General features: G+C 64.2%; 21 protein-coding genes. 11 read left to right on the top strand and 10 right to left on the bottom strand.

Annotated features, from left to right (window positions below; translation table 11 throughout):
- Positions 1 to 378: 378 nt before the first annotated feature.
- Positions 379 to 1,026: a hypothetical protein gene (locus RAD16_RS00435; protein WP_458155922.1), complete on the top strand. Its 648-nt coding sequence runs from the start codon at positions 379 to 381 to the stop codon at positions 1,024 to 1,026.
- A 193-nt stretch (positions 1,027 to 1,219) separates the two neighbouring features.
- Here RAD16_RS00435 and RAD16_RS00430 read toward each other — a convergent pair whose 3' ends face one another.
- The 4 genes from RAD16_RS00430 to RAD16_RS00415 all read right to left on the bottom strand — a co-directional run bounded on the left by RAD16_RS00430 (position 1,220) and on the right by RAD16_RS00415 (position 5,479).
- Complete coding sequence (locus RAD16_RS00430) at positions 1,220 to 2,059, bottom strand: M48 family metallopeptidase (protein WP_458155921.1); 840 nt, start codon at positions 2,057 to 2,059, stop codon at positions 1,220 to 1,222.
- 217 nt (positions 2,060 to 2,276) lie between these two features.
- The gene (locus RAD16_RS00425; protein ID WP_458155920.1) at positions 2,277 to 3,605 is read right to left on the bottom strand and encodes a polyhydroxyalkanoate depolymerase; all 1,329 of its coding nucleotides are present in this window, start codon (positions 3,603 to 3,605) and stop codon (positions 2,277 to 2,279) included.
- Positions 3,606 to 3,726: 121 nt separating this feature from the next.
- Positions 3,727 to 4,545 carry an ABC transporter permease gene (locus RAD16_RS00420; protein ID WP_458155919.1) on the bottom strand — a complete coding sequence of 273 codons (819 nt, stop codon included), beginning with the start codon at positions 4,543 to 4,545 and terminating at the stop codon, positions 3,727 to 3,729.
- A 136-nt stretch (positions 4,546 to 4,681) separates the two neighbouring features.
- Positions 4,682 to 5,479: an ABC transporter ATP-binding protein gene (locus RAD16_RS00415; protein ID WP_458155918.1), complete on the bottom strand. Its 798-nt coding sequence runs from the start codon at positions 5,477 to 5,479 to the stop codon at positions 4,682 to 4,684.
- A gap of 106 nt (positions 5,480 to 5,585) precedes the next feature.
- On the opposite strand from RAD16_RS00415, the gene RAD16_RS00410 reads away from it, so the two are divergent.
- The gene (locus RAD16_RS00410) at positions 5,586 to 6,908 is read left to right on the top strand and encodes an ActS/PrrB/RegB family redox-sensitive histidine kinase (protein WP_458155917.1); all 1,323 of its coding nucleotides are present in this window, start codon (positions 5,586 to 5,588) and stop codon (positions 6,906 to 6,908) included.
- 103 nt (positions 6,909 to 7,011) lie between these two features.
- Positions 7,012 to 7,566 (top strand): ActR/PrrA/RegA family redox response regulator transcription factor, encoded by a 555-nt coding sequence (locus tag RAD16_RS00405; protein WP_074122131.1) that lies wholly within the window; start codon positions 7,012 to 7,014, stop codon positions 7,564 to 7,566.
- A 97-nt stretch (positions 7,567 to 7,663) separates the two neighbouring features.
- On the opposite strand, the gene RAD16_RS00400 is transcribed toward RAD16_RS00405, so the two are convergent.
- Complete coding sequence (locus RAD16_RS00400; protein WP_458155916.1) at positions 7,664 to 8,155, bottom strand: MmcB family DNA repair protein; 492 nt, start codon at positions 8,153 to 8,155, stop codon at positions 7,664 to 7,666.
- Positions 8,156 to 8,443: 288 nt separating this feature from the next.
- Here RAD16_RS00400 and RAD16_RS00395 point away from each other — a divergent pair, with 288 nt between their 5' ends.
- The gene (locus RAD16_RS00395; RefSeq protein ID WP_458155915.1) at positions 8,444 to 10,144 is read left to right on the top strand and encodes an alpha-amylase family protein; all 1,701 of its coding nucleotides are present in this window, start codon (positions 8,444 to 8,446) and stop codon (positions 10,142 to 10,144) included.
- Positions 10,145 to 10,303: 159 nt separating this feature from the next.
- On the opposite strand, the gene RAD16_RS00390 is transcribed toward RAD16_RS00395, so the two are convergent.
- Entirely contained in the window at positions 10,304 to 11,905 is a 1,602-nt protein-coding gene (locus RAD16_RS00390; RefSeq protein ID WP_458155914.1) for an alpha-amylase family glycosyl hydrolase, read from the bottom strand.
- A gap of 271 nt (positions 11,906 to 12,176) precedes the next feature.
- Here RAD16_RS00390 and RAD16_RS00385 point away from each other — a divergent pair, with 271 nt between their 5' ends.
- Both RAD16_RS00385 and RAD16_RS00380 read left to right on the top strand, forming a co-directional pair.
- Positions 12,177 to 13,295, top strand: a complete 1,119-nt coding sequence (locus tag RAD16_RS00385) for a vWA domain-containing protein (RefSeq protein WP_458155913.1) — start codon at positions 12,177 to 12,179, stop codon at positions 13,293 to 13,295.
- 95 nt (positions 13,296 to 13,390) lie between these two features.
- Complete coding sequence (locus RAD16_RS00380) at positions 13,391 to 14,059, top strand: MBL fold metallo-hydrolase (RefSeq protein ID WP_458155912.1); 669 nt, start codon at positions 13,391 to 13,393, stop codon at positions 14,057 to 14,059.
- A 3-nt stretch (positions 14,060 to 14,062) separates the two neighbouring features.
- On the opposite strand, the gene RAD16_RS00375 is transcribed toward RAD16_RS00380, so the two are convergent.
- Positions 14,063 to 14,428, bottom strand: coding sequence for a winged helix-turn-helix transcriptional regulator (locus RAD16_RS00375; protein WP_458155911.1), 366 nt, complete (start codon positions 14,426 to 14,428; stop codon positions 14,063 to 14,065).
- A 127-nt stretch (positions 14,429 to 14,555) separates the two neighbouring features.
- On the opposite strand from RAD16_RS00375, the gene RAD16_RS00370 reads away from it, so the two are divergent.
- Positions 14,556 to 14,861, top strand: a complete 306-nt coding sequence (locus tag RAD16_RS00370) for a hypothetical protein (RefSeq protein WP_458155910.1) — start codon at positions 14,556 to 14,558, stop codon at positions 14,859 to 14,861.
- 184 nt (positions 14,862 to 15,045) lie between these two features.
- Here RAD16_RS00370 and RAD16_RS00365 read toward each other — a convergent pair whose 3' ends face one another.
- Positions 15,046 to 16,209, bottom strand: coding sequence for an extracellular catalytic domain type 1 short-chain-length polyhydroxyalkanoate depolymerase (locus RAD16_RS00365; protein WP_458155909.1), 1,164 nt, complete (start codon positions 16,207 to 16,209; stop codon positions 15,046 to 15,048).
- A gap of 139 nt (positions 16,210 to 16,348) precedes the next feature.
- On the bottom strand, positions 16,349 to 17,761 hold the full coding sequence (locus tag RAD16_RS00360; protein ID WP_458155908.1) for an MFS transporter: 1,413 nt from the start codon (positions 17,759 to 17,761) through the stop codon (positions 16,349 to 16,351).
- 150 nt (positions 17,762 to 17,911) lie between these two features.
- On the opposite strand from RAD16_RS00360, the gene sthA reads away from it, so the two are divergent.
- From sthA to RAD16_RS00345, 3 genes are all read left to right on the top strand, one after another.
- Positions 17,912 to 19,303, top strand: a complete 1,392-nt coding sequence (gene sthA / locus RAD16_RS00355; protein WP_458155907.1) for a Si-specific NAD(P)(+) transhydrogenase — start codon at positions 17,912 to 17,914, stop codon at positions 19,301 to 19,303.
- A 423-nt stretch (positions 19,304 to 19,726) separates the two neighbouring features.
- Entirely contained in the window at positions 19,727 to 20,962 is a 1,236-nt protein-coding gene (locus RAD16_RS00350; RefSeq protein WP_458155906.1) for an LLM class flavin-dependent oxidoreductase, read from the top strand.
- A 142-nt stretch (positions 20,963 to 21,104) separates the two neighbouring features.
- The gene (locus RAD16_RS00345) at positions 21,105 to 22,478 is read left to right on the top strand and encodes a cytochrome P450 (protein ID WP_458155905.1); all 1,374 of its coding nucleotides are present in this window, start codon (positions 21,105 to 21,107) and stop codon (positions 22,476 to 22,478) included.
- A gap of 152 nt (positions 22,479 to 22,630) precedes the next feature.
- Here RAD16_RS00345 and RAD16_RS00340 read toward each other — a convergent pair whose 3' ends face one another.
- The gene (locus tag RAD16_RS00340) at positions 22,631 to 23,470 is read right to left on the bottom strand and encodes an SDR family NAD(P)-dependent oxidoreductase (RefSeq protein ID WP_458155904.1); all 840 of its coding nucleotides are present in this window, start codon (positions 23,468 to 23,470) and stop codon (positions 22,631 to 22,633) included.
- 179 nt (positions 23,471 to 23,649) lie between these two features.
- Between RAD16_RS00340 and RAD16_RS00335 the strand changes: the two genes are divergently transcribed.
- Complete coding sequence (locus RAD16_RS00335) at positions 23,650 to 24,615, top strand: sensor histidine kinase (protein ID WP_458156413.1); 966 nt, start codon at positions 23,650 to 23,652, stop codon at positions 24,613 to 24,615.
- The last annotated feature ends 140 nt before the right edge of the window (positions 24,616 to 24,755 follow it).

The raw sequence follows: 24,755 nt of genomic DNA, 5'->3' as shown, positions 1-24,755 counted from the left end.
GCGCAATCTTCGCGAATTATGGCGAGAATCGAGCAAAACGTGCTGATGGCGCCTCGCGCGCCGCGTCATTCCCGGCGGAGGCAGGGAATCCAGTACGCCGCGGCTTCTCGGCTCAATAACAACTGTCTCTGGAATACTGGATCGCCCGCCCCAGTGCGCAATTGCGCACAGGGCGGGCGATGACGGCGTTTGCTGGGTTAGCAGTCCGCATCTCGCACCGCCGCTTCGGCAAGTCCTGCCGAAGACGGCAAGATTTACCGGGGCCGGAACTTCCCCGAACGCAAAAACATCAGTCTCTTCAAGGCTCCGATATCGGCCCGGGATTTGCTCTCCTAGGTTGAGTCCCGAACATTCGGGTTTAGTGGGAAGGAGCGTTCCATGATTACAGGCCTGTCCAATGCGGCATCGAGCTATCTGCGCCCTGCATCATCGTTCGGCTTGAATGCGGCATCGACTTCGGATGCCGAGGCGGAGGGGGCAACCAGCAGCCCTGGAATCAACGTCTCGCAACTCAAGCCGCTGATGGGTGCCAAGCCGATATCGGTGGCGGATAATCCGATCCTGCGCGACCTCATGGCAACGAACTGGCTGATGACGCACGACACGGGCGCATCGCAATCGGTGACCCCGGACAATGCACCGGAGAACACCTACGCTCAGGTGAAGGTGAACGGCAAGGTGGTCGCCACGCTGTACAACAGCGGGTCCTCGGCGATGAGCAACGAGGCGGCAGCAAAGATCGGCAAGCTCGAATATCCTCCCGGCCTGAACGGTCCAGATCTGGCGCAATGGCGGGCCGACCAATACGCCGAGCGGCTTGGCGGCACCGTCGAGAAGGCCTCCACGGCCATCACGCAATCGCAGTGGACGCCGCGAGAAAGCAGGCCCACGACCTATAGCCCCGAGCAGCTCGACGCAGCCTTCCAGGCGATGCTAGCCGAGGGCCACAAGGCCGCCGCGCAATTGCAATCGTCCTATCTCGCTTCAGGCGCGCGGGCGGGGACGAGCGCGGATTTCAGTGCATGAGAGTTGCGTGATGCCGACCCACTCTCCGCCGTCATTCCCCGCGAAGGTGGGGAATCCAGTCCGGCGCAGCCTCTCGATTCAAGCACTACGGCCTCTGGAATACTGGATCGCCCGCTCCAGTGCGCAGTTGCGCACAAGGCGGGCGATGACAGCTTTTTCCGAGTTAGCAGCGACGCCTAGTCCGCAACGCGGATCACTCCTCGATCCCGTACCGGTGCAGATCGTTGCCGTACGTGTCGAGCCACTTCTTGGCGCGCTCCATCGACGGGCAGATCTTGCCGCAGACGCGCCAGAACCTTGCCGAGTGGTTCATCTCGACGAGATGGGCCACTTCATGCGCGGCGAGGTAGTCGAGCACGTAGGGCGGCGCGAGGATCAGGCGCCAGGAGAACGACAGTGAGCCGGCCGAGGTGCAGGAGCCCCAGCGGCTGGACTGATCGCGGATCGACAGCCGCTTGACCTTGACGCCGAGCCCGGCGGCATGGATCTCCGCTGAACGCTGCAGATCCTTGCGCGCCTCGCGCTTGAGGAAGTCATTGACGCGGCGGTCGACATGCTCGAGCCCGCCGGCGACGCAGAGAATGCGATCGCCGCTGTCGCGCGTCTCGGTCCACACCGTGCCGCGGCTGCCTGCGCGATGAACGATACGATGCGGCGTGCCGCGAAGCGGTATCACTGTGCCAGGCTGGAACGGCGCCGCCTTCGGCAAACGGCCGAGGCGCGCTGCGATCCACGCACCGTGACGCTGTGCGAAGTCCTTTGCCTCAGCCAGCGTGCCGCGCGGCGGGATGGTGAGAATGGCTTCGCGATCGCTCGGATGAATCCTGAGCGTGTAGCGCCGCGCTCGGCGGTGCCGACGCAGGCGAATCGCAAAGAATTGCGATCCGTGGGTGATGACGAGGGTCTTTGGTTCGTGGGGCCGCCGATAAAGGAGAGCGCGTGTGGCCATGTCTGTCAGTCCGGGGAGCAGGAGGTCGCCCGGATTCTGCCATAACCGCCGCCAGGGAAAGCGCTCGGCGCAAAAACAAATCATTTGCCCAATATACAGGGGTTCTTCAGTCCGGGAGACCCTACAGACTGGGGTTGGAACCCCATTTTTTCGCCCCCGCTGGACGCATGCGGCACCCCCAAGGGGTGAGGCCTGACTCACTCCTAGAACGCTACCTAAATACCTCGAATCTGGCGGAAACCAGGCCCTCCCGAGCCTCCGGCAGGGCCTGAATTTTCGACGGGAAAGCCGAAATATCCGATTATTCGGCCGCGAGAGCCTGCAACGAGCTCGGATTCGCAGCGGAGACCATGAAATCGTGAATCCGCGGCACGATCTCAGACTTGAAGCGCGAGCCGTTGAACACGCCGTAATGTCCGACGCCCTTCTGGACGTAATGAACGCGACGATGATCGGGAATCGCGCTGCACAGCGTGTGCGTTGCTTCGGTCTGACCGATACCGGAGATGTCGTCGTTCTCGCCTTCGACCGTCATCAACGCAACGCGCGTGACCTTGGAAGGATCGACGCGGGTTCCACGATGGGTCATCTCGCCCTTGGGCAGCGAGTGCTTCACGAACACGGTGTCGACCGTCTGCAGATAATACTCGGCCGAGAGGTCCATCACCGCGAGATATTCGTCATAGAAGTCGCGATGCTTGTCGACGAGGTCGCCGTCGCCCTTCACCAGGTTGGCGAACAGGCGCTTGTGGGCGTCCATGTGGCGGTCGAGGTTCATGCTGATGAACCCGTTGAGCTGCAAAAAGCCCGGATAGACGTCGCGCATCATGCCCGGATGCGGAAACGGCACCTTGGTGATGACGGTGTTGCGGAACCAGTCGATGCCGCGCTCCTGCGCGAGCTGGTTCACCCCAGTCGGATTGCGGCGGGTATCGATCGGGCCACCCATCAGCGTCATCGAGGTCGGCACGAACGGATCGCGCTGCGCTTCCATGATCGAGACGGCGGCGACGACGGGCACGGAGGGCTGGCACACCGCCAGCACATGGGTGTTGCCGCCGAGGACGTGCAGCATCTCGATGACGTAGTCGATATAGTCGTCGAGATCGAAGCGGCCTTCGCTGAGCGGGACCATGCGGGCATCGGCCCAGTCGGTGATGTAGACCTCATGCGCCGGCAGGAAGGCCTCCACCGTGCCGCGCAGCAGCGTCGCATAGTGGCCGGACATCGGGGCGACGATCAGCACGCGCGGCTGCGGGCTGCGCAGCGGACGGGTGAATTTGCGATCGAAATAGAGCAGACGGCAGAACGGCTTTTCCCAGACCGAACGGATCTCGATCGGGACGCGGATGCCGTTGACCTCGGTGTCGTTGAGACCCCATTCCGGCTTGCCGTAGCGGCGCGTGGTGCGCTCGAACAGTTCGCAAGCCGCGGCGACCGACTTGCCGACCTCGGTGCGCGTCCAGGGATTGAGGGGATTCTGAAACAGGAGCTTGGTCGCGTCGGTGACCGCACGTGCCGGATTGAGAGAGGCGTGGGCCATCTCATACATCCAGTACATCGGCGTCGTCAGGACCGGACTGCCTTCTGCAGCCAAGGGCGGTGCGCCGCCAAACTCACCAATAGGCATCGCTATATTCCTCTTCGCATCGCAGCATACTGCCGAATGCGTAATATTGCGTCAATGCATGGTTCCGTACATCTACGTAGCCGGGACGGTTAAATCAGCATGAATCCACGGGAAAGTGAGCCTATTCGCCGCCCGACAGCAGCGAGCCGTGCTTTCTGGCGCTGCGCAAAAGGGCAAGGAATGCCCAAAAAGATGCAGCGAGAAGGCCAGCATTGATGACCAACGCATCCAGCATCAGATCGATCCTGAAGGTGTTCTCGATCAGCAGCGCGCGCATGCCCTCGAACACGTAAGTCGGCGGCAGCGTCCAGGCGACGTATTGCAGCCAGACCGGCAAGACGCTGACGGGATAGTAGATGCAGGCGAGCGGCATGATCGCGAACATCAAGGTCCAGACGATGCTCTCGGCGCCGAGGCCGTTTCGCAGCACGAGGCCGGAGACGAAGACGCCGACCGACCAGCTCGTGAAGATCAGATTGCAGAAGAAGGCGATCAGCGGCAGGCCGAGCGCATAGACGTTGAAGTGAAACAGGCCGAGCGCAAGCAGCGTCATCGGAACGACGCCGATCGCGAGCCGGATCAGGCTCATGACCATCAGCGACAGCAGGAACTCGATGGGCTTGAGCGGGCTCATCATGAGGTTGCCGAGATTGCGCGCCCACATCTCCTCCAGGAACGAGATGGAGAAGCCGAGCTGTCCCCGGAACAGGATGTCCCAGAGGATGACAGCGCCGATCAGCGTGCCGCCGGCGCGGGCGAAGAAGGTGGCGTTTTGCGCGATGTAGTACTGGATGAAGCCCCAGGTGATGACCTGCAGCGCCGGCCAGTACAGCAACTCGAGCAGCCGCGGCCAGGACGACATCAACAGGTACCAGTAGCGCAGGATCATCGCGCCGATGCGCTGGGCGGAGATGCCGCGGTGGAGGGACAGCTCGCTCATTGGGGTGTCCCGTTGCCCGGATAGGACCCGTAGCCCGGATGGAGCGAAGCGTAATCCGGGGCCCATCCATCCGGATGCAGCGGTCCCGGATTTCGCTTCGCTCCATCCGGGCTACGGTCGAGACATGAGAGCGTGCTCATCTCACCGCCTCCTTCGCGCCGTTCACGCGGCCGCGCGCGACGTCCAGAAACACCTCTTCCAGCGTGGTGCGGTTGTAGCGGGCCATGATCGCCTCCGGCGTGTCGTCGTCCTCGACGCGGCCGCGCTTCATGATGATGACGCGGTCGCACAGACGCTCGACCTCGAGCATGTTGTGCGAGGCCAGCAGGATGGTGGCGCTGTTCTCCTTGCGATAGCGCTCCATATGCGCCCGCACCCAATCGGCGGTATCGGGGTCGAGCGAAGCGGTCGGCTCGTCCAGCAGCAGCAGCTCGGGCTGGTTGATCAGCGCCTTCGCCAGCGCGACGCGGGTCTTCTGGCCGGCGGAGAGCTTGCCGTTGGCGCGGTCGATGAAATCGGTGAGGTCGAGATCCTCGGCCAGCTTGGCAATGCGATCGGACAGGTTCTTCACCGCATAGAGCTTGCCGAACACGGTGAGGTTCTGCCGCACCGTGAGCCGCATCGGCATGTCGACATAGGGGCTCTCGAAATTCATCCGCCCCAGCACCGCCGCGCTTTCCTCGGGCATGCGGTGACCGAGCACCCGCACCCGGCCGGAGGTCGGCAGCACCAGGCCCATGATCATCGCGATGGTCGTGGTCTTGCCGGCGCCGTTGCCGCCCAGCAGGCCGGTGATGGTGCCACGCGGCAGCGAAAACGAGATATCGTCGACGGCGCGGGTCTGCTTGTAGACCTTGACGAGGTGATCGACCTCGATCGCCGCGGAGCGCTCCGCGACAGTCGGCCGACTTGAAGCCTTGTCATTCTCGGTCATGCTGGGCCGTTCTTCTGCTATTGCAGCTGATAGCGCAAGGCTTGTAATCGGGGTGGTTCCGCGAGCCCAGCGTTTGTGACCAGAAGGCACCGCCACATTGGCCGATATGACCGAAATTGCCGCTTCCGACTTCCGCCCTGCGCAGCGGCATATCCGCCTGGATACCATCCTGCGGCTGCGCTGGCTGGCGGTGCTCGGCCAGCTCGCGGCGATCTTCATCGTGGCGCAGGGGCTGGAGTTCAACGTCGAGATCGTCCCCTGCGTCAGCATCATCGCACTGTCGGCCGCGCTCAATCTGGCGCTCCAGACCGTGTCCAATCCGGTGCAGCGGCTGGAGCCGATGCAGGCGGCCGGATTGCTGGCGCTGAACATCGTCGAGCTGGCCGCGCTGTTGTTCTTCACCGGCGGGCTGCAGAACCCGTTCTCGTTCCTGTTTCTCGCACCCGTGCTGATCTCGGCGACCGCGCTGCCGGCCCGCTTCACCTTCGGCCTCGGCCTGCTTGCCGTTGCCTGCGCCTCGGTGCTGTTCTTCTACCATCTGCCGCTGCCCTGGGATTCCGATGATCCCCTGGTGCTGCCGCCGATCTATCTCGTCGGCGTCTGGCTCTCGATCGTGCTCGCGATCGGCGTTACCAGCCTCTACTCCTTCCAGGTCACCGAGGAGGCGCGCAAGCTCGCCGACGCGCTGGCCGCGACCGAGCTGGTGCTGACGCGCGAGCAGCATCTGACCCAGCTCGACGGTCTTGCGGCGGCCGCCGCGCACGAGCTCGGCACGCCGCTTGCGACCATCTTCCTGATCTCGCGCGAGCTGGAGAAGACGGTGAAGGACCCGAGCTTTGCCGCCGACCTCAAGACCCTGCGCGAGCAGACCCAGCGCTGCCGCGACATCCTCAGCAAGATCACCCAGCTCTCCTCCACCGGCGCGCCGTTCGACCGGATGAAGGTGTCGGAGCTGATCGAGGAGGTGGTGGCGCCGCACCGCGATTTCGGCGTCGACATCAAGGTGCGGATCGCGGTCGCCGCCGTGGCCGAGCCGGTCGGCTCGCGCAATCCGGCGGTGCTCTACGGCGTCGGCAACATCGTCGAGAACGCGGTCGATTTCGCCCACACCACCGTCGAGGTGAATGCGTGGTGGAACAAGGACAATATCGAGCTCGTGATCTCCGATGACGGCCCCGGCATTCCGCCCGACATCCTCAACCGGATCGGCGAGCCCTATTTGTCGCGGCGGCGCACCCCGGATGATGCCGGGGGCGAGCGCCGCGGGCTCGGACTTGGCGTGTTCATCGCACGCACCTTGCTGGAACGCACCGGCGCCAAGGTCTCGTTTACCAATCGCACCTTCCCGGAACATGGTGCGGTGGTGCAGGTCACATGGCCGAGAGAGCGTTTTGAGGCTATCGAGACGCTCGAAGAAACAATAGGATAGACCGCGACCTTGCGTCGCACGAGAGGCCCGATCGCCTATGGGCGGCCTTGGCGCCGCCCGATTGCGACGCCATATGTAGATGTGCAGGAGAGAGGACAAAACCTTGAACGCCATCGCCGAACTGAATGAACAGACCGACCGCTCGCTTCTCATCGTGGAGGACGACAAGCCGTTCCTGGAGCGGTTGTCGCGCGCGATGGAGACACGCGGCTTTGCGGTGACGTCATGTGACACCGTCTCGGATGGTCTTGCGCAAATCGGCAAGGCCGCACCGGCATTCGCCGTGGTCGATCTTCGTCTCGGCGACGGCAACGGTCTCGACGTCGTCTCGGCGCTGAAGAAGAAGCGGCCCGAGGCCCGTGCCATCGTGCTGACCGGCTACGGCAACATCGCCACCGCCGTCACCGCGGTGAAGATGGGCGCGATCGATTATCTCTCGAAGCCCGCGGATGCCGACGACGTCGTCGCCGCGCTGCTCTCGACCAGCGCGGAGAAGTCCGAGCTGCCGACCAACCCGATGTCCGCCGACCGCGTCCGCTGGGAGCACATCCAGCGCATCTACGAGATGTGCAACCGCAACGTCTCGGAAACCGCGCGCCGGCTGAACATGCACCGCCGCACGCTGCAGCGGATTCTGGCGAAGCGCGCGCCAAGGTAACGGTCTCGTAGGGTGGGTAGAGCGAAGCGAAACCCACCGTCATCGAGACTTGAATCGAAAGTGATGGGTTTCGCTTCGCTCTACCCATCCTACGGATTCACTCCCAAAACTCCGCATGCCCCTGCGGATCGACCAGACGGTTGAGCCTGAGCGCCGCCGCCATCGCAAACCGCACCGTCATCTGCTTGCGCGTCGGTGCGGGGAGCTTGTGCTCGGGCGCTTCGCATTGCATATGCGCGCCATAGGCGTCCGCGATGATCAGGCCGGTCCCTTCCGGAAAGATCTCGCACGGCAGATCCTGCGTGAAGGCGAAGAACAGCCGGTCGCAATGGGTGCGGTATTCATGCCATTTCTGATCGGCGCGCAGATCCTCCACCGATGACTTGATCTCGACGATCCAGATCTCGCCGCGCTCGTTCAGCGCCACGAGATCGGCGCGTCGGCCCGACGGCAGCGGCAATTCGCTGATGCACGAAAAGCCGAGCGAGCGCAGCAGCCGCGACGTGCCGCGCGCGATGGCGAGCGCCGTCTCGGATTGGCGGCGGTCGGGCGGCGGAACGAGGGCGATGTTGCGGGCGGGGCTGTCCATGGGGGAGAGATTAGCCGATTCCGTTAGGGGCGGACACTCTCTCCGTCCCTCATTCCGGGGCGCGCGCAGCGCGAGCCCGGAATCCATAGCCACAGGCAGGAGTGCGGGGCGAAGCGGGTCACTCCGAGCTTTCGCCAAACCTGATCTTGTGGTTATGGGTCCCGGGCTCGCGCCAAGTGGCGCGCCCCGGGACGACAGCCCGTGTGCCGCGCACACGGAACCTCCCCTCCGCCGCGCACTTAATCCCGCAGCCGCCGCACCTCGGCGGAACCACCGAGGCTGCCGCGCATGATCGACGATCTCTGGTACAAGAACGGCGTGATCTACTGCCTCTCCGTCGGCACCTATATGGACGCCGACGGCGACGGCGTCGGCGATTTCAAGGGCCTGCTGCGCCGGCTCGACTATCTGCACGGGCTCGGCATCACCACGATCTGGCTGATGCCGTTTCAGACCTCGCCCGGCCGCGACGACGGTTACGACATCGCCGACTATTACAGCGTCGATTCCCGCTACGGCACGCTCGGCGATTTCGTCGAGTTCACCCATGGCTGCCAGCAGCGCGGCATCCGCGTCATCATCGATCTCGTCGTCAACCACACCTCCGACCAGCATCACTGGTTCAAGGAGGCGCGGCGCGACAAGAATTCGCCCTATCGCGACTGGTATGTGTGGTCCGACAAGAAGCCATCAGGCGCCAACAAGGGCATGGTGTTTCCCGGCGTGCAGAAATCGACGTGGACGCGCGACAAGGAAGCGGGGGCGTACTACTTTCATCGCTTCTACGATTTCCAGCCCGATCTCAACACCTCGAACCCGCATGTGCAGGCCGAGATCCTGAAGATCATGGGCTTCTGGATCCAGCTCGGCGTCTCCGGCTTCCGCATGGACGCCGTGCCCTTCGTGATCTCGACCAAGGGCGCCAAGGTGAAGAAGCCGGTCGAGCAATACGACATGCTGCGCGCGTTCCGCGAATTCCTGCAATGGCGGCAGGGCGACGCCATCATCCTGGCTGAAGCCAACGTGCTGCCGAAAACCGACCTCGACTATTTCGGCCGCGATGCCGACCGCATGCACATGATGTTCAACTTCCACGTCAACCAGCATCTGTTCTACGCGCTGGCCTCCGCCGACTCGCGCCCGCTCGCGAAGGCGCTGAAGGCGACAAAGCCGCGGCCGGCCACCGCGCAATGGGGCCTGTTCCTGCGCAATCACGACGAACTCGATCTCGGGCGGCTGACCCAGGCGCAGCGCGACACGGTGTTCAGGAGCTTCGGCCCGGACAAGGACATGCAGCTCTACGACCGCGGCATCCGCCGGCGCCTCGCGCCGATGCTCGGCGGCGACCGCAGGCGGATCGAGCTCGCCTACAGCCTGATGTGCACGCTGCCGGGAACGCCTGTGATCCGCTACGGCGACGAGATCGCGATGGGCGACGATCTCTCATTACCCGAGCGCAATTGCGCGCGCACGCCGATGCAATGGTCGACCGAGCCGCATGGCGGCTTCACCAAGAGCGACAGGCCGGCCTGTCCCGTGATCGACAAGGGCCCGTACGGCTATCCGCACGTCAATGCAGCAAAACAGCGGCGCGATCCGAACTCGATGCTGAACTGGACCGAGCGCATCGTCCGCATGCGCAAGGAGGTGCCGGAGATCGGCTGGGGCGACTTCGCCGTGATCCCGACACGCGATCCCGCCGTCTTCATCATGCGCTACGACTGGCGCAACAATTCCGTGCTGTTCGTGCATAATCTCGACGAGAAGCCGCGCGAGATCGCGTTCTCGGCGGGGTTGCCGGGCGAGGCCGGCGCGCATTTGATCAATCTGCTCGCGGAAGACCACAGCCACGCCGACAAGCGCGGGCAGCATCGTGTGGTGCTGGAGCCATACGGGTATCGCTGGTACCGGGTCGGCGGGCTGGATTATCTGTTGAAGCGGAGTGATATCGACGAGAGGACGGTGAAGGGGAAGAAGCATCCGGGGTGAGATTGAGGCTCCGCAGCTTCAGCAGTCGTCATTGCGAGCGCAGCGAAGCAATCCAGAAATGTATCCGCGGAGGGATTCTGGATTGCTTCGTCGCAAGGGCTCCTCGCAATGACGGAGAGAGAGCACTGGCCATCGCCGTCGTCGTGGCCGAAGCAACAGCTAGGCTGCCGGCGCGACGATCACGCCTTCGTTGCCGCGCAAATCGAGCACGCCCTCGAGCCGCTCGCCCTCGCGATCCAGGAATGTCGACAGCACGATCTCGCTGCCGAAACGGATCGCGCTGGTCGTCACCGCGATCGGCTCGGGACCGAGATTGAGCACCACGATCATGCTCCTGCCCTCGGCGCCGCGGCGATAGATCAGCAGATCGCCTTGCGCGGCGATCGGGTGATAATCGCCTTCGACCAGTGCGGGAGATGCCTTCCGCATTGCGATCAGCCGCTTGTACAGGGTGAGAATAGAGCGTGTATCGGCTTCGAGATTGACGACGTTCTCGTGGATATGATCCTCCGGCAATGGCAGCCACGGTCTGGCGTCAGAGAAGCCGGCAAAATTCGAAGAGTCCCATTGCATCGGCGTGCGACAACCGTCGCGCCCTACGCCGATGCCGGGCACGTTCTTCTCGAAGGGGTCCTGCACGTCCTCCGGCGCGATGGCGAGCTGGTGCATGCCGATCTCGTCGCCGTAATAGAGCGTCGGCGTGCCGCGCAGGGTCAGCAGCAGCATGGCGGCGACGCGGGCCTGCTCGGGCCCGACGCGGCTGGCCACGCGCGGCCGGTCATGATTGCCGAGCACCCAGTTCGGCCAGGCGCCGCGCGGCAGCGCCCTCTCGTAATCCTCGATGATGGTCTCGATCGAGCGCGCGCTCCAGAAGGTCGAGAGCAGCGCGAAATTGAACGGCATCTGCGCGCCGGTGAGGTCGTTGCCGTAATAGGCCATCAGGCGATGCAGCGGCAGATAGATCTCGCCGATCAGCACGCGGGCAGAATATGCGTCCGTGACACGCCGCATCTCGGCGATCACGTCATGCACCTCGGGCTGGTCGGTGGAATATTGCGTGAGGATCATTTCGTTCGGCGGCCGGCCCTCGACATAATGCGGGTTCGGCGGATTGTCGCGGAATTCAGCGTCCTTGATCAGGTGCCAGATCACGTCGACGCGAAAGCCGTCGACGCCCTTCTCCAGCCAGAACCGCATCACGTCGTAGATCGCGGCACGGACGTCCGGATTGCGCCAGTTCAGGTCCGGCTGCGCGGCGAGGAAGGCGTGGTAGTAATATTGCCCCGTGGTCTCGTCGAAGGCCCACGCGCTGCCGCCGAATTCGGACAGCCAGTTGTTCGGCACGCCGCCATCGGGCGCGGGATCGCGCCAGACATACCAGTCGCGCTTGGGATTGTCGCGCGAAGAGCGGCTTTCGACGAACCAGGGATGCTGGTCCGAGGTATGGTTCGGCACGAGGTCGAGGATCAGCTTCAGGCCGTTGTCATGCGCCGCCGCGAGCAGCGCGTCGAAGTCTTCCATTGTGCCAAACAGCGGCTCGATGCCGGTATAGTCGGAGATGTCATAGCCGAAATCGGCCATCGGCGAGGGGAAGATCGGCGACAGCCAGATTGCGTCGACGCCGAGCGACTTGATGTAAGGCAGCCGCCGCAAGATGCCGGCGAGGTCGCCGACGCCGTCACCGTCGCTGTCCTGAAAGGAGCGCGGATAGATCTGGTAGAAAATGCCGTACCGCCACCAATTGTCGTCGCTCTGGGCCAAGATCGTCCCCCGAATGCGCGTCGCGCGGAATGCAACGCGGGATCGCGCCAACGGTTCACACAAAAAGTTCCCGCGAGTGGATTGAGACCAACAGGGCTTTGGGACGGCTCTGTGACGTGCGCGGCAGTGAGCATGTCGCCCGCGTCCCGCAAAGCGCGATTCCGCCCAGAAACGCCGTAATTCCGGGCGAGTTGCGCCTTTCTTCCAGCCTCAGGCCACCGCGAAGCCAGTGGAACTTCGGTTCCGAGGGACGAAACCACTGGAGGGACCTATGAGGTCACGCATCACATTGTGCTCGCTCGCCTTCGCTCTCGCCGCCTTGCCACTCTCGGCCGGACTATCCCCTGCCTACGCCAAGCCCACCGTCGAGGTCGCCTTCGTGCTCGACACCACGGGCTCGATGGCGCGCCTGATCGAGGGCGCCAAGCGCAAGATCTGGTCAATCGCGACCTCAATCGTCGATTCCAATCCGGACGCCGACATCCGCATGGGCCTCGTCGCCTATCGCGACATCGGCGACGACTACGTGACCTCGAAGATCGAGCTGACCCGCGACATCCAGGATCTCTACGCCAATCTGCTGGAGCTGAAGGCGCGCGGCGGCGGCGACTGGCCGGAAAGCGTCAACGAGGCGCTCGACATGGCCGTCAACAAGCTGCAATGGACGCCGGGCAGCGACGTCAGGCATATCGTGTTCCTGGTCGGCGATGCGCCGCCGCACATGGACTACGCGCAGGACACCAAATATCCGACCACGCTCGCGGTCGCGAGGCAGAGGGACATCATCGTCAATGCCGTGCTCGCCGGCGATGCCCGCGACACCGAGCGGGTGTGGCGTGACATCGCGCAGATCGGCCAGGGCCGCTTCATCCCGATCCCGCAGGATGGCGGGCAGATCGTGGTGATCGAGACGCCCTACGACCAGGACATCATCATCCTGCAGCAGCAGCTCAACGGCACCGTGATCCCCTATGGCCCACGCGAGCGGCAGAAGCACACCGAGCTGAAAATGAAACAGTCGGCCAGCATCGCGGCGGCCGCACCGGCAACGGCCACCGACATGGCGAGCTATATCAACAAGCGATCCGCGGCGACCTCGGAGGCCGTCACCGGTGGCGGCGATCTCGTCGCCGACGCCGCCAAGGGCACGGCCAGCGTCGCCACCGTCGCGGACGCCGACCTGCCGGAAAACCTGCGCGCCATGAAGCCCGAGCAGCGCGAGGCCGAGGTGACCAAGCAGATCGAGCAGCGCAAGGCGCTGAACGAGAAGCTCGCCGCGCTGGTCTCCAAGCGCGACAAGTACATCGCCGACCACGCGGTCAAGTCGCCGAAGACATCGTCGTTCGACGGAGTCGTTCGGGAGACGTTGAAGGCTCAGATCACGAGGTAACGTCGGCGGATCGGGAACGGTCTTCAGGTGACCGTTCCCCGACCGAGCAGGAATCTTTTGCTTGGCGGCATGGCAAAAATCGGCATTGTGGCGCCATGACCGAGCAAAATGACACCAAGGCCAAGGCCGGCGCGATCATCGTCCCCGTGACGCTGTTCGAGCAGAACTGCACCATCATCTGGGACGAGCCCGGCAAGAAGGCCGTGGTGATCGATCCCGGCGGCGACGTGCCGAAGATTCTGGAAGCGATCAAGCAGACCGGCGTCACCGTGGAGAAGATCTGGCTGACCCACGGCCATATCGACCATGTCGGCGGCGCGGCCGAGCTGCGCGATGCGCTGAAGGTGCCGATCGAGGGTCCGCATGTCGCGGACAAATATTTGCTCGACAACGTCGTCGAGAGCGGCGCGCGCTTCGGCATGACCGGCGGGCGCAATTTCGAGCCGGACCGCTGGCTCGACGAGGGCGACACCGTCTCGATCGGCGGCCTGACCTTCGACATCTTCCACTGCCCCGGCCACTCGCCCGGCAGCGTGGTGTTCTTCAACAAGGAATTGCGTTTCGCTCATGTCGGCGACGTGCTGTTTGCCGGCTCGGTCGGGCGCACCGATCTGCCCGGCGGCAGTCACGCCACGCTGATCAACTCGATTCTGACAAAGCTGCTGCCGCTCGGCGACGATGTCGGCTTCATCTGCGGCCACGGCGCCGGCTCGAGCATCGGCCAGGAGCGGATGACCAATCCGTTCATCACGGGCGAGGTGTAAGTTTTATTCGGCGGCGTCGGCGAGCACCGCCGCCTCGCCGAGATTGCGCTCGCCCCACTCACGGATCGCGGCGACCACGGGCACAAAGCTCTTGCCCTTGCGGGTCAGGCGATACTCGACCTTCGGCGGCACCTCGCCAAAATCCTTGCGGTCGATGAGGCCGCTGGCGGTCAGCGCCTTCAATTCGCGGCTCAGCACGCGCGGGGTGATCTCGGCGCTGCCGCTGGCGCCGCGCAGCAGGCCGCTGCGGATCTCGCCATAGCGGCGCGGGCCGTCTTTCAAATCCCAGACGATGCGCAGTTTGTACTTGCCGCTGATCATTTTCTGAAAGGCTGCGACCGGACAGGCGCGCGCGGGAGCTTTTGCCATGTCGTCTCCTCCATGGAGAGAGGATAGGAGCGATGGCGAAAAAGTCCATACTATCAATTTTGTCCATACTTGCGGGACTGCGACCAGCACGCAGATGATGACGCACACGACGAACAGGGAGCGTCACATGAAGCACTTCATGATCAAGTACGAATTCAGGAACGGCACGACGGACGCATGGCACCAGGAGATCGCCCGCTTCATCAAGGCGATCGACAGCGATCCCGAGCTGAAGGGGCGGATCGGCTACCGCGTCCTGAAGAACCGCGACGACGGCCACTATTTCCATCTCGCCAGCGTCGCCGATGAGGACGCGCAGAAAGCGCTGCAATCCCGGGAGTTCTTCAAGCAGTATCAGGCGATGACGCGACAAGTCTCAGGCGGCGAGGTGACGGCAACGCCGATCGAGATGATCGCCGCGACTTCAAGCTAGGGACCGAACTGGCAACCGCGAACTCCTCTTACCTCTCCCGCTTGCGGGGGAGGTCGGCGCGAAGCGCCGGGTGGGGGCTCTCTCCGCATCGGGAGTGTCCCTTTGCGGAGACACCCCACCCCAGCCCTCCCCCGCAAGCGGGAGAGGGGCGCACCTTCTTCGCGGCGAATCGTCGGGCAACCAACTACTTCATCAATCCCGCCGCGGTCAGCGCGCGGGTGATGATCTGGCCGAGATCGAAGCCGCGGGGCTTCTCCTTCTCCGGCTTGTCGGCGACGGCGGTGCGGATCGAGCGGGCGAGATGCGGGGCGGGCGAGCGCGGCGGCTGCGGCGCGGGCTTTGCGTCCGCCTTCTTCGCGGCATCCGGAATCCAGCCGGTGAGGCCGAAGAACTTTGCGATGTGATAGGACGAGGAAATGCCGGCCTCGATCAGGAACGCGCCTTCGATGCCGTAGCGCTGGTCGTTGTCGGCAACGCCAAGCGGCGTGCCGTGCGCCATGTCAGTGATGGCGTAGGATTCGACCAGCGTCTCGCCGTCCTTGTTCCACCAGGCCTGGCGCGGATAGCCGTCGACCATGGTCTCCGCCATCGGCGCGGGCGGCAGGTCATGCAGGTCGAGCCATTGCTTGACGATCTCGTTGGCATTACCGGGATTGACGGTGCGGTCGGCGCTACCGTGCCACACCGACATTTTTGGCCAGGGGCCGCGATGATTGGAAGCCCGCCGCACGAAATCGCCGAGCTCGCGCTCGGGCCGCGCCGGAGAATGAAACATGCCGTCCAGCGCCTCGCGCAAATTCGAGGCGATGCCGTAAGGAAGGCCGGCGATGACCGCGCCGGCGGCGAACACTTCGGGATAGGTCGCAAGCATCACCGACGTCATGCCACCGCCGGCGGACAAGCCGGTGACGAAGATGCGGCGCGGATCGATGCGATGCGTCTGCACCATATGCGCGACCATCTCGCGGATCGAGCGCGCCTCGCCGCTGTCGCGCGCGGTATCTTCCGGATTGAACCAGTTGAAGCAGGTGTTGGCGTTGTTGACGCGCTGCTGCTCGGGCATCACCAGCGCAAAGCCGTAATGCTGCGCGAGCGTCGACCAGCCGGCACCGAGATCGTAGCTTGCTGCGGTCTGGCCGCAGCCATGCAGCACGACGACGAGCGCGCGCGGCTTCTGCAATTGCGCCGGCACGAACGCGAACATGCGCAACGCTCCGGGATTGTCGCCGAAGCCGGTGACTTCTTCCAACGGGCTGGAGGCATCCGCGCTGCGGCCGAACTCGGCAAGGCGCAGACCATCCACCTTTGGCAGATGTCTCAAGAGATCGAGATTTCTGGCGAGCGACACGGCAACTCCTGGCAGGCGACGTTCAACGTTCACCCAAACCAAATAGTTGCTGCGCTGCAAAATAAAAAGAGTGTGTGCTGTCAATCCCCGGAAATCACGCAAAAACTCGCAGAATTCCGCACGTATTTACCGCACTGCCTCAACTTCGTGCAGAAGCGCGGCGCATCCACGACAGGAATGCGGCGCAGATCATGATCAATGTCACAAACAGCGCGAGCGAAACGAGAAAGGCTGCGCGCGCTGATTGCAATGATTCGAATGCGAAGAACACTGCGCCGATTGCGGCCACTCCGGCCGCATTTCCGATCTGCGCCGTGGTGCCGTAGATGCCGGACGCCGAGCCTGCGGCGACAGGCTTCACCGTCGAGAGCACCGCGCCGGAGAGCGGCGCCATCACGAGACCCTGGCCGTAGCCGAAGATGATCATGGTGAGCGCGAGCGCAGTTGGTGCCGGTGCATCGACCAAGCCTGCAAGCAGCGCAAGTGCCGCGAGACCGGCGATCTGCAATGCGCAGCCCTCGATCAACACCTTGGTGCCGCGATGCTTTGCGCGGGCGCCGCTGTGGCGCGAGGCTACGACGAAAGCCAACGCAAGTGGAATGAAGGCGAGGCCCGCTGCGAGCGGCGCGATCTTCAGGCCGCGCTGCATGAATAGCGTCATCACCAGATAGAAGGAGAGATTGGCGAGGAAGAAAAAGAAGGCGGCGCCGAGACCGCGCAGGAAGGCAGCATCCGAAAGCAGCGTCAGGTCGATCAGCGGCATGCCGCCGCCGCGCGCCACCGCATGCTCGAGCTTCAGGAACGCCGCGAGGATGGCACCACCAATCGCCATCACCGCCCACAGCCATGGCGCCCAGCCGACATCGTGACCGAACAGCATTGGTCCGATCAGGCACAACAGCCCCGCGAACAGCACGACGCTGCCCTTGATATCGAGCCTAGTGCCCGCCCGGCGCGGCACCGACGGCATGATACGCCAGGCGGCCAAGGCGATGACGAGGCCGCAGGGCACGTTGACGAAGAACACCGAGCGCCAGCTGGTGTGCGCCAGGTCAATCGTGACCAAAAGTCCTCCGAACAGGAAGCCCGCGGCGCCCGCAAGCCCCAGCACAATGCCGTAGACGGCAAAGGCGCGGCTGCGCGATTCGTCGGTGAAGAGCAGATGCAGGGTCGCCAGCACCTGCGGCACCATCAGCGCCGCGGTCGCGCCCTGCGCCAGCCGCGCGATGATCAGCTCCGCGCCGGATTGCGCGAGACCGCACCACAGCGAGGTCGCGGTGAAGCCGAGCACGCCGGCGAGGAACACGTTCTTCGTGCCGTAGATGTCGCCGAGCCGACCGCCGGTCACCACCAGCGTCGCATAAGCAATCAGATATATCGCGATGACGGATTCGATCTGTGCCGGCGTCGCGTGCAGATCGACCGCGATGGTGGGAATGGCGACGTTCACGATGAAAGCGTCGACGCCGAACATGAACTGCGCGGCGACGACGATGGCCAGCACCCACCAGCGGCGGGTCGAATCGACTTGTTTTGTGACGGTTTGATGCATCGGCGCGCGAACCTTCAGGCATTTATTTGCGCGCCAAGCTCGCAGATCGGCGTCCTCCGCGCGATTACCTCCGAGGTAGGACTTGTCGCCTTGGCCCGATTGCTGCATGTCGGTTCCCGCTGATTCCGCAGGGGCTTGGAAGCACATCCGATGTACGACTACGACATGGTGGTGATCGGCTCGGGCCCGTCGGGGCGCCGGGCCGCGGTGCAATGTGCCAAGCTCGGTAAGGCCGTGCTGGTGGTGGAGAAGGGCCGGCGGGTCGGCGGTGTTTCCGTTCACACCGGCACCATCCCGTCCAAGACCCTGCGCGAGACCGTGCTGAACCTGTCGGGCTGGCGCGAGCGCGGTTTTTACGGGCGCTCCTACCGGGTGAAGCAGGACATCGCGGCGAGCGATCTGATGACCCGGCTGCAGAAGACGCTCGACCACGAGGTCGAGGTGCTCGAGCATCAGTTCAGCCGCAACCTCGTCCGCACCGCCAATGGCGAAGCCCGCTTCGTCTCGCCGCACGAGGTCGAGATCACCAGTGCGATCGGAGAAACCAAGACGGTGTCGGCCGCCTTCATCCTGATCGCCTGCGGCACGCGTCCGTTCCGCCCCGACTATGTGCCGTTCGACGGCACCACCGTGCTCGACAGCGACGAGATCATCGAGCTGCCGAAGCTGCCGCGCAGCCTCGCCGTGATCGGTGCCGGCGTGATCGGCGTCGAATATGCCACCATCTTCAGCGCGCTCGACGTGCCCGTGACCCTGATCGAACCGCGGCCGACCTTCCTCGATTTCATCGACAAGGAATTGATCGACGAGTTCATGCATGAGCTCCGCGACCGCAACGTCGCGCTTCGGCTCGGCTCCAAGGTGACCTCGATCGAGAAGACGGCACAGGGCGGCATCGTCACCAACCTTTCCGACGGCCGCCACGTCACTACGGAAATGCTGCTGTTCGCGGCGGGACGCGTCGGCGCCACTGACCGGCTCAATCTCGAAGCCGCCGGCATCGCCGTCGATCATCGCGGCCGCATCACCGTCGATCCCGTGTCCTTGCAGACCAGCGTGCCGCACATCTACGCCGCCGGCGACGTGATCGGCTTTCCGAGCCTTGCCTCGACCTCGATGGAGCAGGGCCGCGTCGCCGCCTGCCACGCGCTCGGCATGGAGCCCTTAGCGCCGCCGGAGTTCTTCCCCTACGGCATCTATTCGGTGCCGGAGATCTCGACCGCTGGCCTGACGGAAGAAGAAGTGCGCACGCGCGGCATTCCCTACGAGGTCGGCATCGCCCGCTTCCGCGAGACCTCGCGCGGCCACATCATGGGGCTGAACAGCGGCATGATGAAGATGATCTTCTCGACCAAGACCCGCCGCCTGCTCGGCGTACACATCCTCGGCGAAGGCGCCACCGAGCTGATCCATATCGGCCAGGCCGTGCTGAACCTTAAAGGCACGATCGACTATTTCATCCAGAATACGTTCAACTATCCGACGCTGGCGGAGGCCTACAAGATCGCCGGGCTGGATGCGTGGAACAGGATGACGCGGTGACGTCTTCGCCTCTCCCCGCGTGCGGGGAGAGGCCGGAATTCAAACGCAGTTTGAATTCCGGGTGAGGGGGAGTCTCCGCGAGTCGGATATCCAGGAAGACGACGCTCTCTCGACACATCATTGCGAGGAGCGAAGCGACGAAGCAATCCAGACTGTCTCCGCGGAGACATTCCTGGATTGCTTCGCTGCGCTCGCAATGACGACGTGGTGCCACCTCGAAAACCTAACGACCTCCGTCCCCGTGGAGATTCCCCTCACCCCGCCCTCTCCCCGTAAGAACGGGGAGAGGGAGACGAGACACTTCGCATCGCCTTCACGCATGCCTGCATTCCGCCGCGCGGGACATCACGCGATTGCGTTCGCTTCCGCCACCACGTAGCCTCATCACTTCAACAAACAGAAAATTCACCCGGAGAGAACGCCATGGCGCGCCTGAAGTTCGGAGCCTTTCTTGCCCCGCATCACCCGATCGGGGAGCATCCGATGCTCCAGTTCCGGCGCGATCTCGACCTGGTCGAGCAGCTCGACGCGCTCGGCTATGACGAGTTCTGGTGCGGCGAGCATCACTCCTCCGGCTGGGAGATGATCGCCTCGCCCGAGATGTTCCTGGCCGCGGCCGGCGAGCGCACCAAGCGGATCAAGCTCGGCACCGGCGTGGTGTCGCTGCCCTATCACCATCCCTTCAACGTCGCCCAGCGCATGGTGCAGCTCGACCACATGACCGGCGGCCGCGCGATCTTCGGCTCCGGCCCCGGCGCGCTCGCCTCCGACGCGCACACCCTCGGCATCGACCCGATGACGCAGCGCGACCGCCAGGACGAGGCGATCGGCGTGATCCGCCGCCTCTTCAATGGCGAGCGCGTCACCGCCAAGAGCGACTGGTTCACGATGAACGACGCCGCGCTGCAGATCCTGCCGCTGCAGGAGGAAATGCCGTTCGTCGTGGCGTCGCAGATCTCGCCGTCGGGCATGACGCTCGCCGGCAAATACGGTTGCGGCATCATCTCGCTGGGCTCGATGACGACGCAGGGACTGATGTCGCTGCAGCAGCAATGGCAGTTCGCCGAGGATTCCGCCAAGAAGCACGGCACCAAGGTCAGCCGCGCCGACTGGCGCGTGCTCCTCACCTTCCACGTCGCCGAGACCCGCGAGCAGGCGCGCCGCGAGGCCGGCGCCGGGCTGATGCGCTGGCACAACGAATATAATGTCGGCACGCTGCAGCGGCCCGGCCTCACCGCGTTCTCCTCGCCGGATGAAGCCGTGGACAAGACCGCCTTCGTCGAGGGCGCCGCGTCCACCATCGGCACGCCCGACGATCTCGTCAAAACCATCAAGAACGTGATGCAGGTGTCCGGCGGCGTCGGCGCCATCATCGGCTTCGTGCACGACTGGGCCAATCCGGAAAATACGCGCCGGAGCTGGGACATGGTGGCGCGCTACGTCGTGCCCGAGATCAACGGCTATATCGACGGCCTGCGCAGGTCGCAGAAATTCGTCATCGAGAACCGCGCGATCTTCGAGCGTGCGGGACAGGCGGTGATGGCCAAGATCATGGAGAACGAGAAGGCCGCCGAGGCGCTGAAGGTCACCGGCCCCGGCCGCGTCGCCATTCCCGCCGTCAACGCGCCGGATCTGCAGAAAGAAGCGGCGAAGCGATAGGTCTTTCGTGACTACGCCTGTAATCACTATCATCAGCAAGTGATACCGGCCTGTGCTATGTTGATCCGGTCAGCATGGCACAGGTCGCAATAATGCCGCGGTCGCGCGATGTCTGTTCGGTCAGCCAACCGGAGCAATCGTCATGTCGATGCAGAATGTCGCCCCTGCGCTCGGCTTCACCGCCCCCAAGCGCAATGAGCTGACGCACATCCCCGGCGACGAGGGCTGGCCGATCATCGGCAAGACCTTCCAGGTGCTGGCCGACCCCAAGGGACATATCGAGGCCAACGGCGCCAAATACGGCCCGGTCTACCGCACCCATGTGTTCGGCGAGACCAATGTCGTGCTGCTCGGGCCCGAGGCCAACGAGCTCGTGATGTTCGACCAGCAAAAGCTGTTCTCGTCCACGCACGGCTGGAACAAGGTGCTCGGCCTGCTGTTTCCGCGCGGATTGATGCTGCTCGATTTCGACGAGCACCGGCTGCATCGCAAGGCGCTCTCGGTCGCGTTCAAGTCCGGGCCGATGAAGTCCTATTTGTCCGATCTCGATCGCGGCATCGCCGCGCGGGTCGCGCAGTGGAAGGCCAAGCCCGGCGAGATGCAGCTCTATCCGGCGATGAAGCAGCTCACGCTCGACCTTGCCGCCGCGTCCTTCCTCGGCGCCGACATCGGCCCCGAGGTCGACGAGATCAACCGCGCCTTCGTCGACATGGTCGCCGCCGCGGTCGCCCCGATCCGCCGTCCCCTGCCCGGCACGCAGATGGCTGCGGGCGTCAGAGGGCGAAAGCGCATCGTCGCCTATTTCCGCGAGCAGATCCCGCTGCGGCGCGGCAATCATGGCGGCGACGATCTGTTCTCGCAGCTCTGCCGCGCCACCCATGAGGACGGCGCGCTGCTGTCCGAGCAGGACATCATCGACCACATGAGCTTTTTGATGATGGCGGCGCACGACACGCTGACCTCGTCGCTGACCTCCTTCGTCGGCGAACTCGCCGCCAACCCGGATTGGCAGGACCGGCTGCGCGCGGAGGTTCAGGCGCTCGGGCTTGCGCCGGGTGCGCCGAGCAGTTTCGACGACCTCGAAAAAATGCCGCTGTCGGAGATGGCGTTCAAGGAGGCGCTGCGGATCAAGCCGCCGGTACCCTCGATGCCGCGCCGCGCGATGCGCGATTTCACCTTCAAGGGCTTTACGATTCCGGCCGGCACCGCGGTCGGCGTCAATCCGCTCTACACGCATCACATGAAGGACATCTGGCCGGAGCCGGACCGGTTCGATCCCCTGCGCTTCACCGAGGAAGCCCAGCGCAACCGCCACCGCTTCGCCTGGGTGCCGTTCGGCGGCGGCGCGCATATGTGCCTCGGCCTGCACTTCGCCTACATGCAGGCCAAATGCTTCGCGCGGCACTTCCTGCAGAACATCGAGGTGTCGCTGGAGCCGGGCTACAAGCCGGAGTGGCAGATGTGGCCGATCCCGAAGCCGCGGGATGGGCTGAAGGTCAGGGTGAAGGCGGTTTAGCCACACCCGTCATTGCGAGCGCAGTGACGCAATGACGGAAACCGCTCTCGTGGGGTGAGCAAAGGCGCACAGCGCCGTGCCCACGATTTCGCGCGATGGAAAGAATGGTGGGCACGCTTCGCTTTGCCCACCCTACGGCACCGCCCTAACCGCTACGCCCCTCCGTCAAACGCCTTGCGCAACGCGCTCAAGCCCTGCTGCTGCTGGGTCCAGTTGCGGCCGCCGGTGACGGCGCCGTCGACGACGAGGTCGTGGCCGTTGACGAAGCTGGACTCGTCGCTGGCCAGGAACACTGCGGCATGGGCGATGTCGTCGGGCAGGCCGGCGCGCGGGATCGGCTGGGCGGTCTTGTAGACGTCGCGCAACATCGCGGGCGTCTGCTCGGCGGCATCGGTCGAGAGCCCCAGCGCCTTGCCGAAGATGCCGGTCGCGATCGCGCCGGGCGAGATCGAGTTGACGCGCACGTTGGATTCACCGAGCTCCATCGCGACGCATTTGGTCAGATGAATCACCGCAGCCTTGGCCGCCCCGTAAACCAGCGAGGACGAATAGCCGGCGAGACGGCCTGCGATGCTGCCATTGTTGATGATGCTGCCGGATCCCTGCTTCTTCATATGAGGCGCGGCATGCTTCATGCCGAGCATGACGCTGCGCACCAGGGTCGCCATCGCCGCGTCGAAGCGCTCGACCTCGAGGCCCTCGATGCCGCCGGTCTGCGACGGGCCGCCGGCATTGTTGAACAGGCAGTCGATGCGACCGAATTTTTCCACCGATAGCGCGATCAGCGCCTGCATCTGGTCTTCGACCGTCACATCGGTCTGGCGGAAGATGCAGACGGCCCCGAGCCGCGATGCCAGCGCCTCGCCTTCCGGTACGCGCCGACCCGCGATCACAATTTTGGCACCTTCGGCAACGAAGACTTCTGCAGTCCGCAATCCGATGCCACTCGTCGCGCCCGTGATCACCACGACCTTGCCGTCCAGCCTGCCCATGGAATGTCCCTGTTTTCAAACCACTTGACGCCAAAAGGCGGACACCACGCGATGACGCCGCCGCGACAGAAGGCGCCGCGACGCTCACTATTCCTGCCGGCTCCCGACAACGCAAGCTTTGCTTGCGCTGGCCAGATGCGTAACATTCACGGCGAATGCACATCGCGACCGGGCCGCGCATGGAGAAGCTGATCGAGGAATTCCGCAAGGGCTGGCAGGGCGTAGCACCGCCGTCGCTCGGCTTGAGCATTGCCTTTGCGGTCGCCTGCGTGCTGGTTGCGACGCTGGCGCGCTGGGGGCTCGCGCAGGTGCGGCCCGACGTCTACTTCACCCCTTATTTCCCGGCCGTGTTCTTTGCAGCCGCCTTCGGAGGCTTCCGGATCGGCATCGTGACGGCGATCGCCGGCGGCGTGCTCGGCGTGGTACTGAATTTCAGCGATGCCCTCGCCGATCACGCCCGCTTTGCCCTGCTGGCGCTGTACTGGGCGGTCTGCGCGCTCACCATCTGGGGCGTCGAGCATTATCGGACGCTGCTGGTCGAGCAGCGGCGGATCTCCAAGCGCCTGATCGAGGAAGAAGACTATCGCAAGCTGCTGGTCGACGAGCTCCAGCACCGGCTCAAGAACAAGCTGTCGACGGTGCATGCCGTGATCCACCAGGTGCTGCACGACCAGCCGCAGGTCTGGGCCCGGATCGATCCGCGGCTGCGCTCGCTGGCCACGACCGACGATCTGATCTCGCGGATCGACAAGGCGGGCTGCGACATCCGCGATCTCCTGATCGCGGAGCTCGGGCCTTACGGCCATGTCCGCTTCACCCTCAACGGCAGCCGGCTGTTCCTGCCGCCGAAGCTCGCGGTGACGCTGTCACTGATGTTTCACGAACTCGCCACCAACGCCGGCAAATACGGCGCCTTCTCCGCACCGCGCGGATTGCTGCAGGTGTCATGGACCGTCAGCGGCGATCGCCTGACCATCACCTGGGACGAGACCGAGGGCCCGAGCATCAGCAACGTGTCGCCGCCCGGATTCGGCACCAAGCTGCTGCAGTCGGCGCTGTCAGCCTTCGACGGCAAGAGCGAGGTCACCTATCTGGCGACCGGCCTGCATTGCATCATGCAATGCCGCATCCCCAAAACCGGCTAGACTCGAAACAAGCGAAAGCGATCCGCGCGCTCCATCCGTAGTTTCTCTTGGCGCGTTGACGCTCTGTTAATGACGATTTTCTGCACGCGTCGCATCGCCGCAAAACACCCCCGTATTTCTCCGCACCCCTTAACCAAACC

The organism is Bradyrhizobium sp. 18BD (assembly GCF_054185225.1).
The sequence above is the reverse complement of the archived record's forward strand: the minus strand, read 5'-3'. Positions and strand labels throughout refer to the sequence as shown.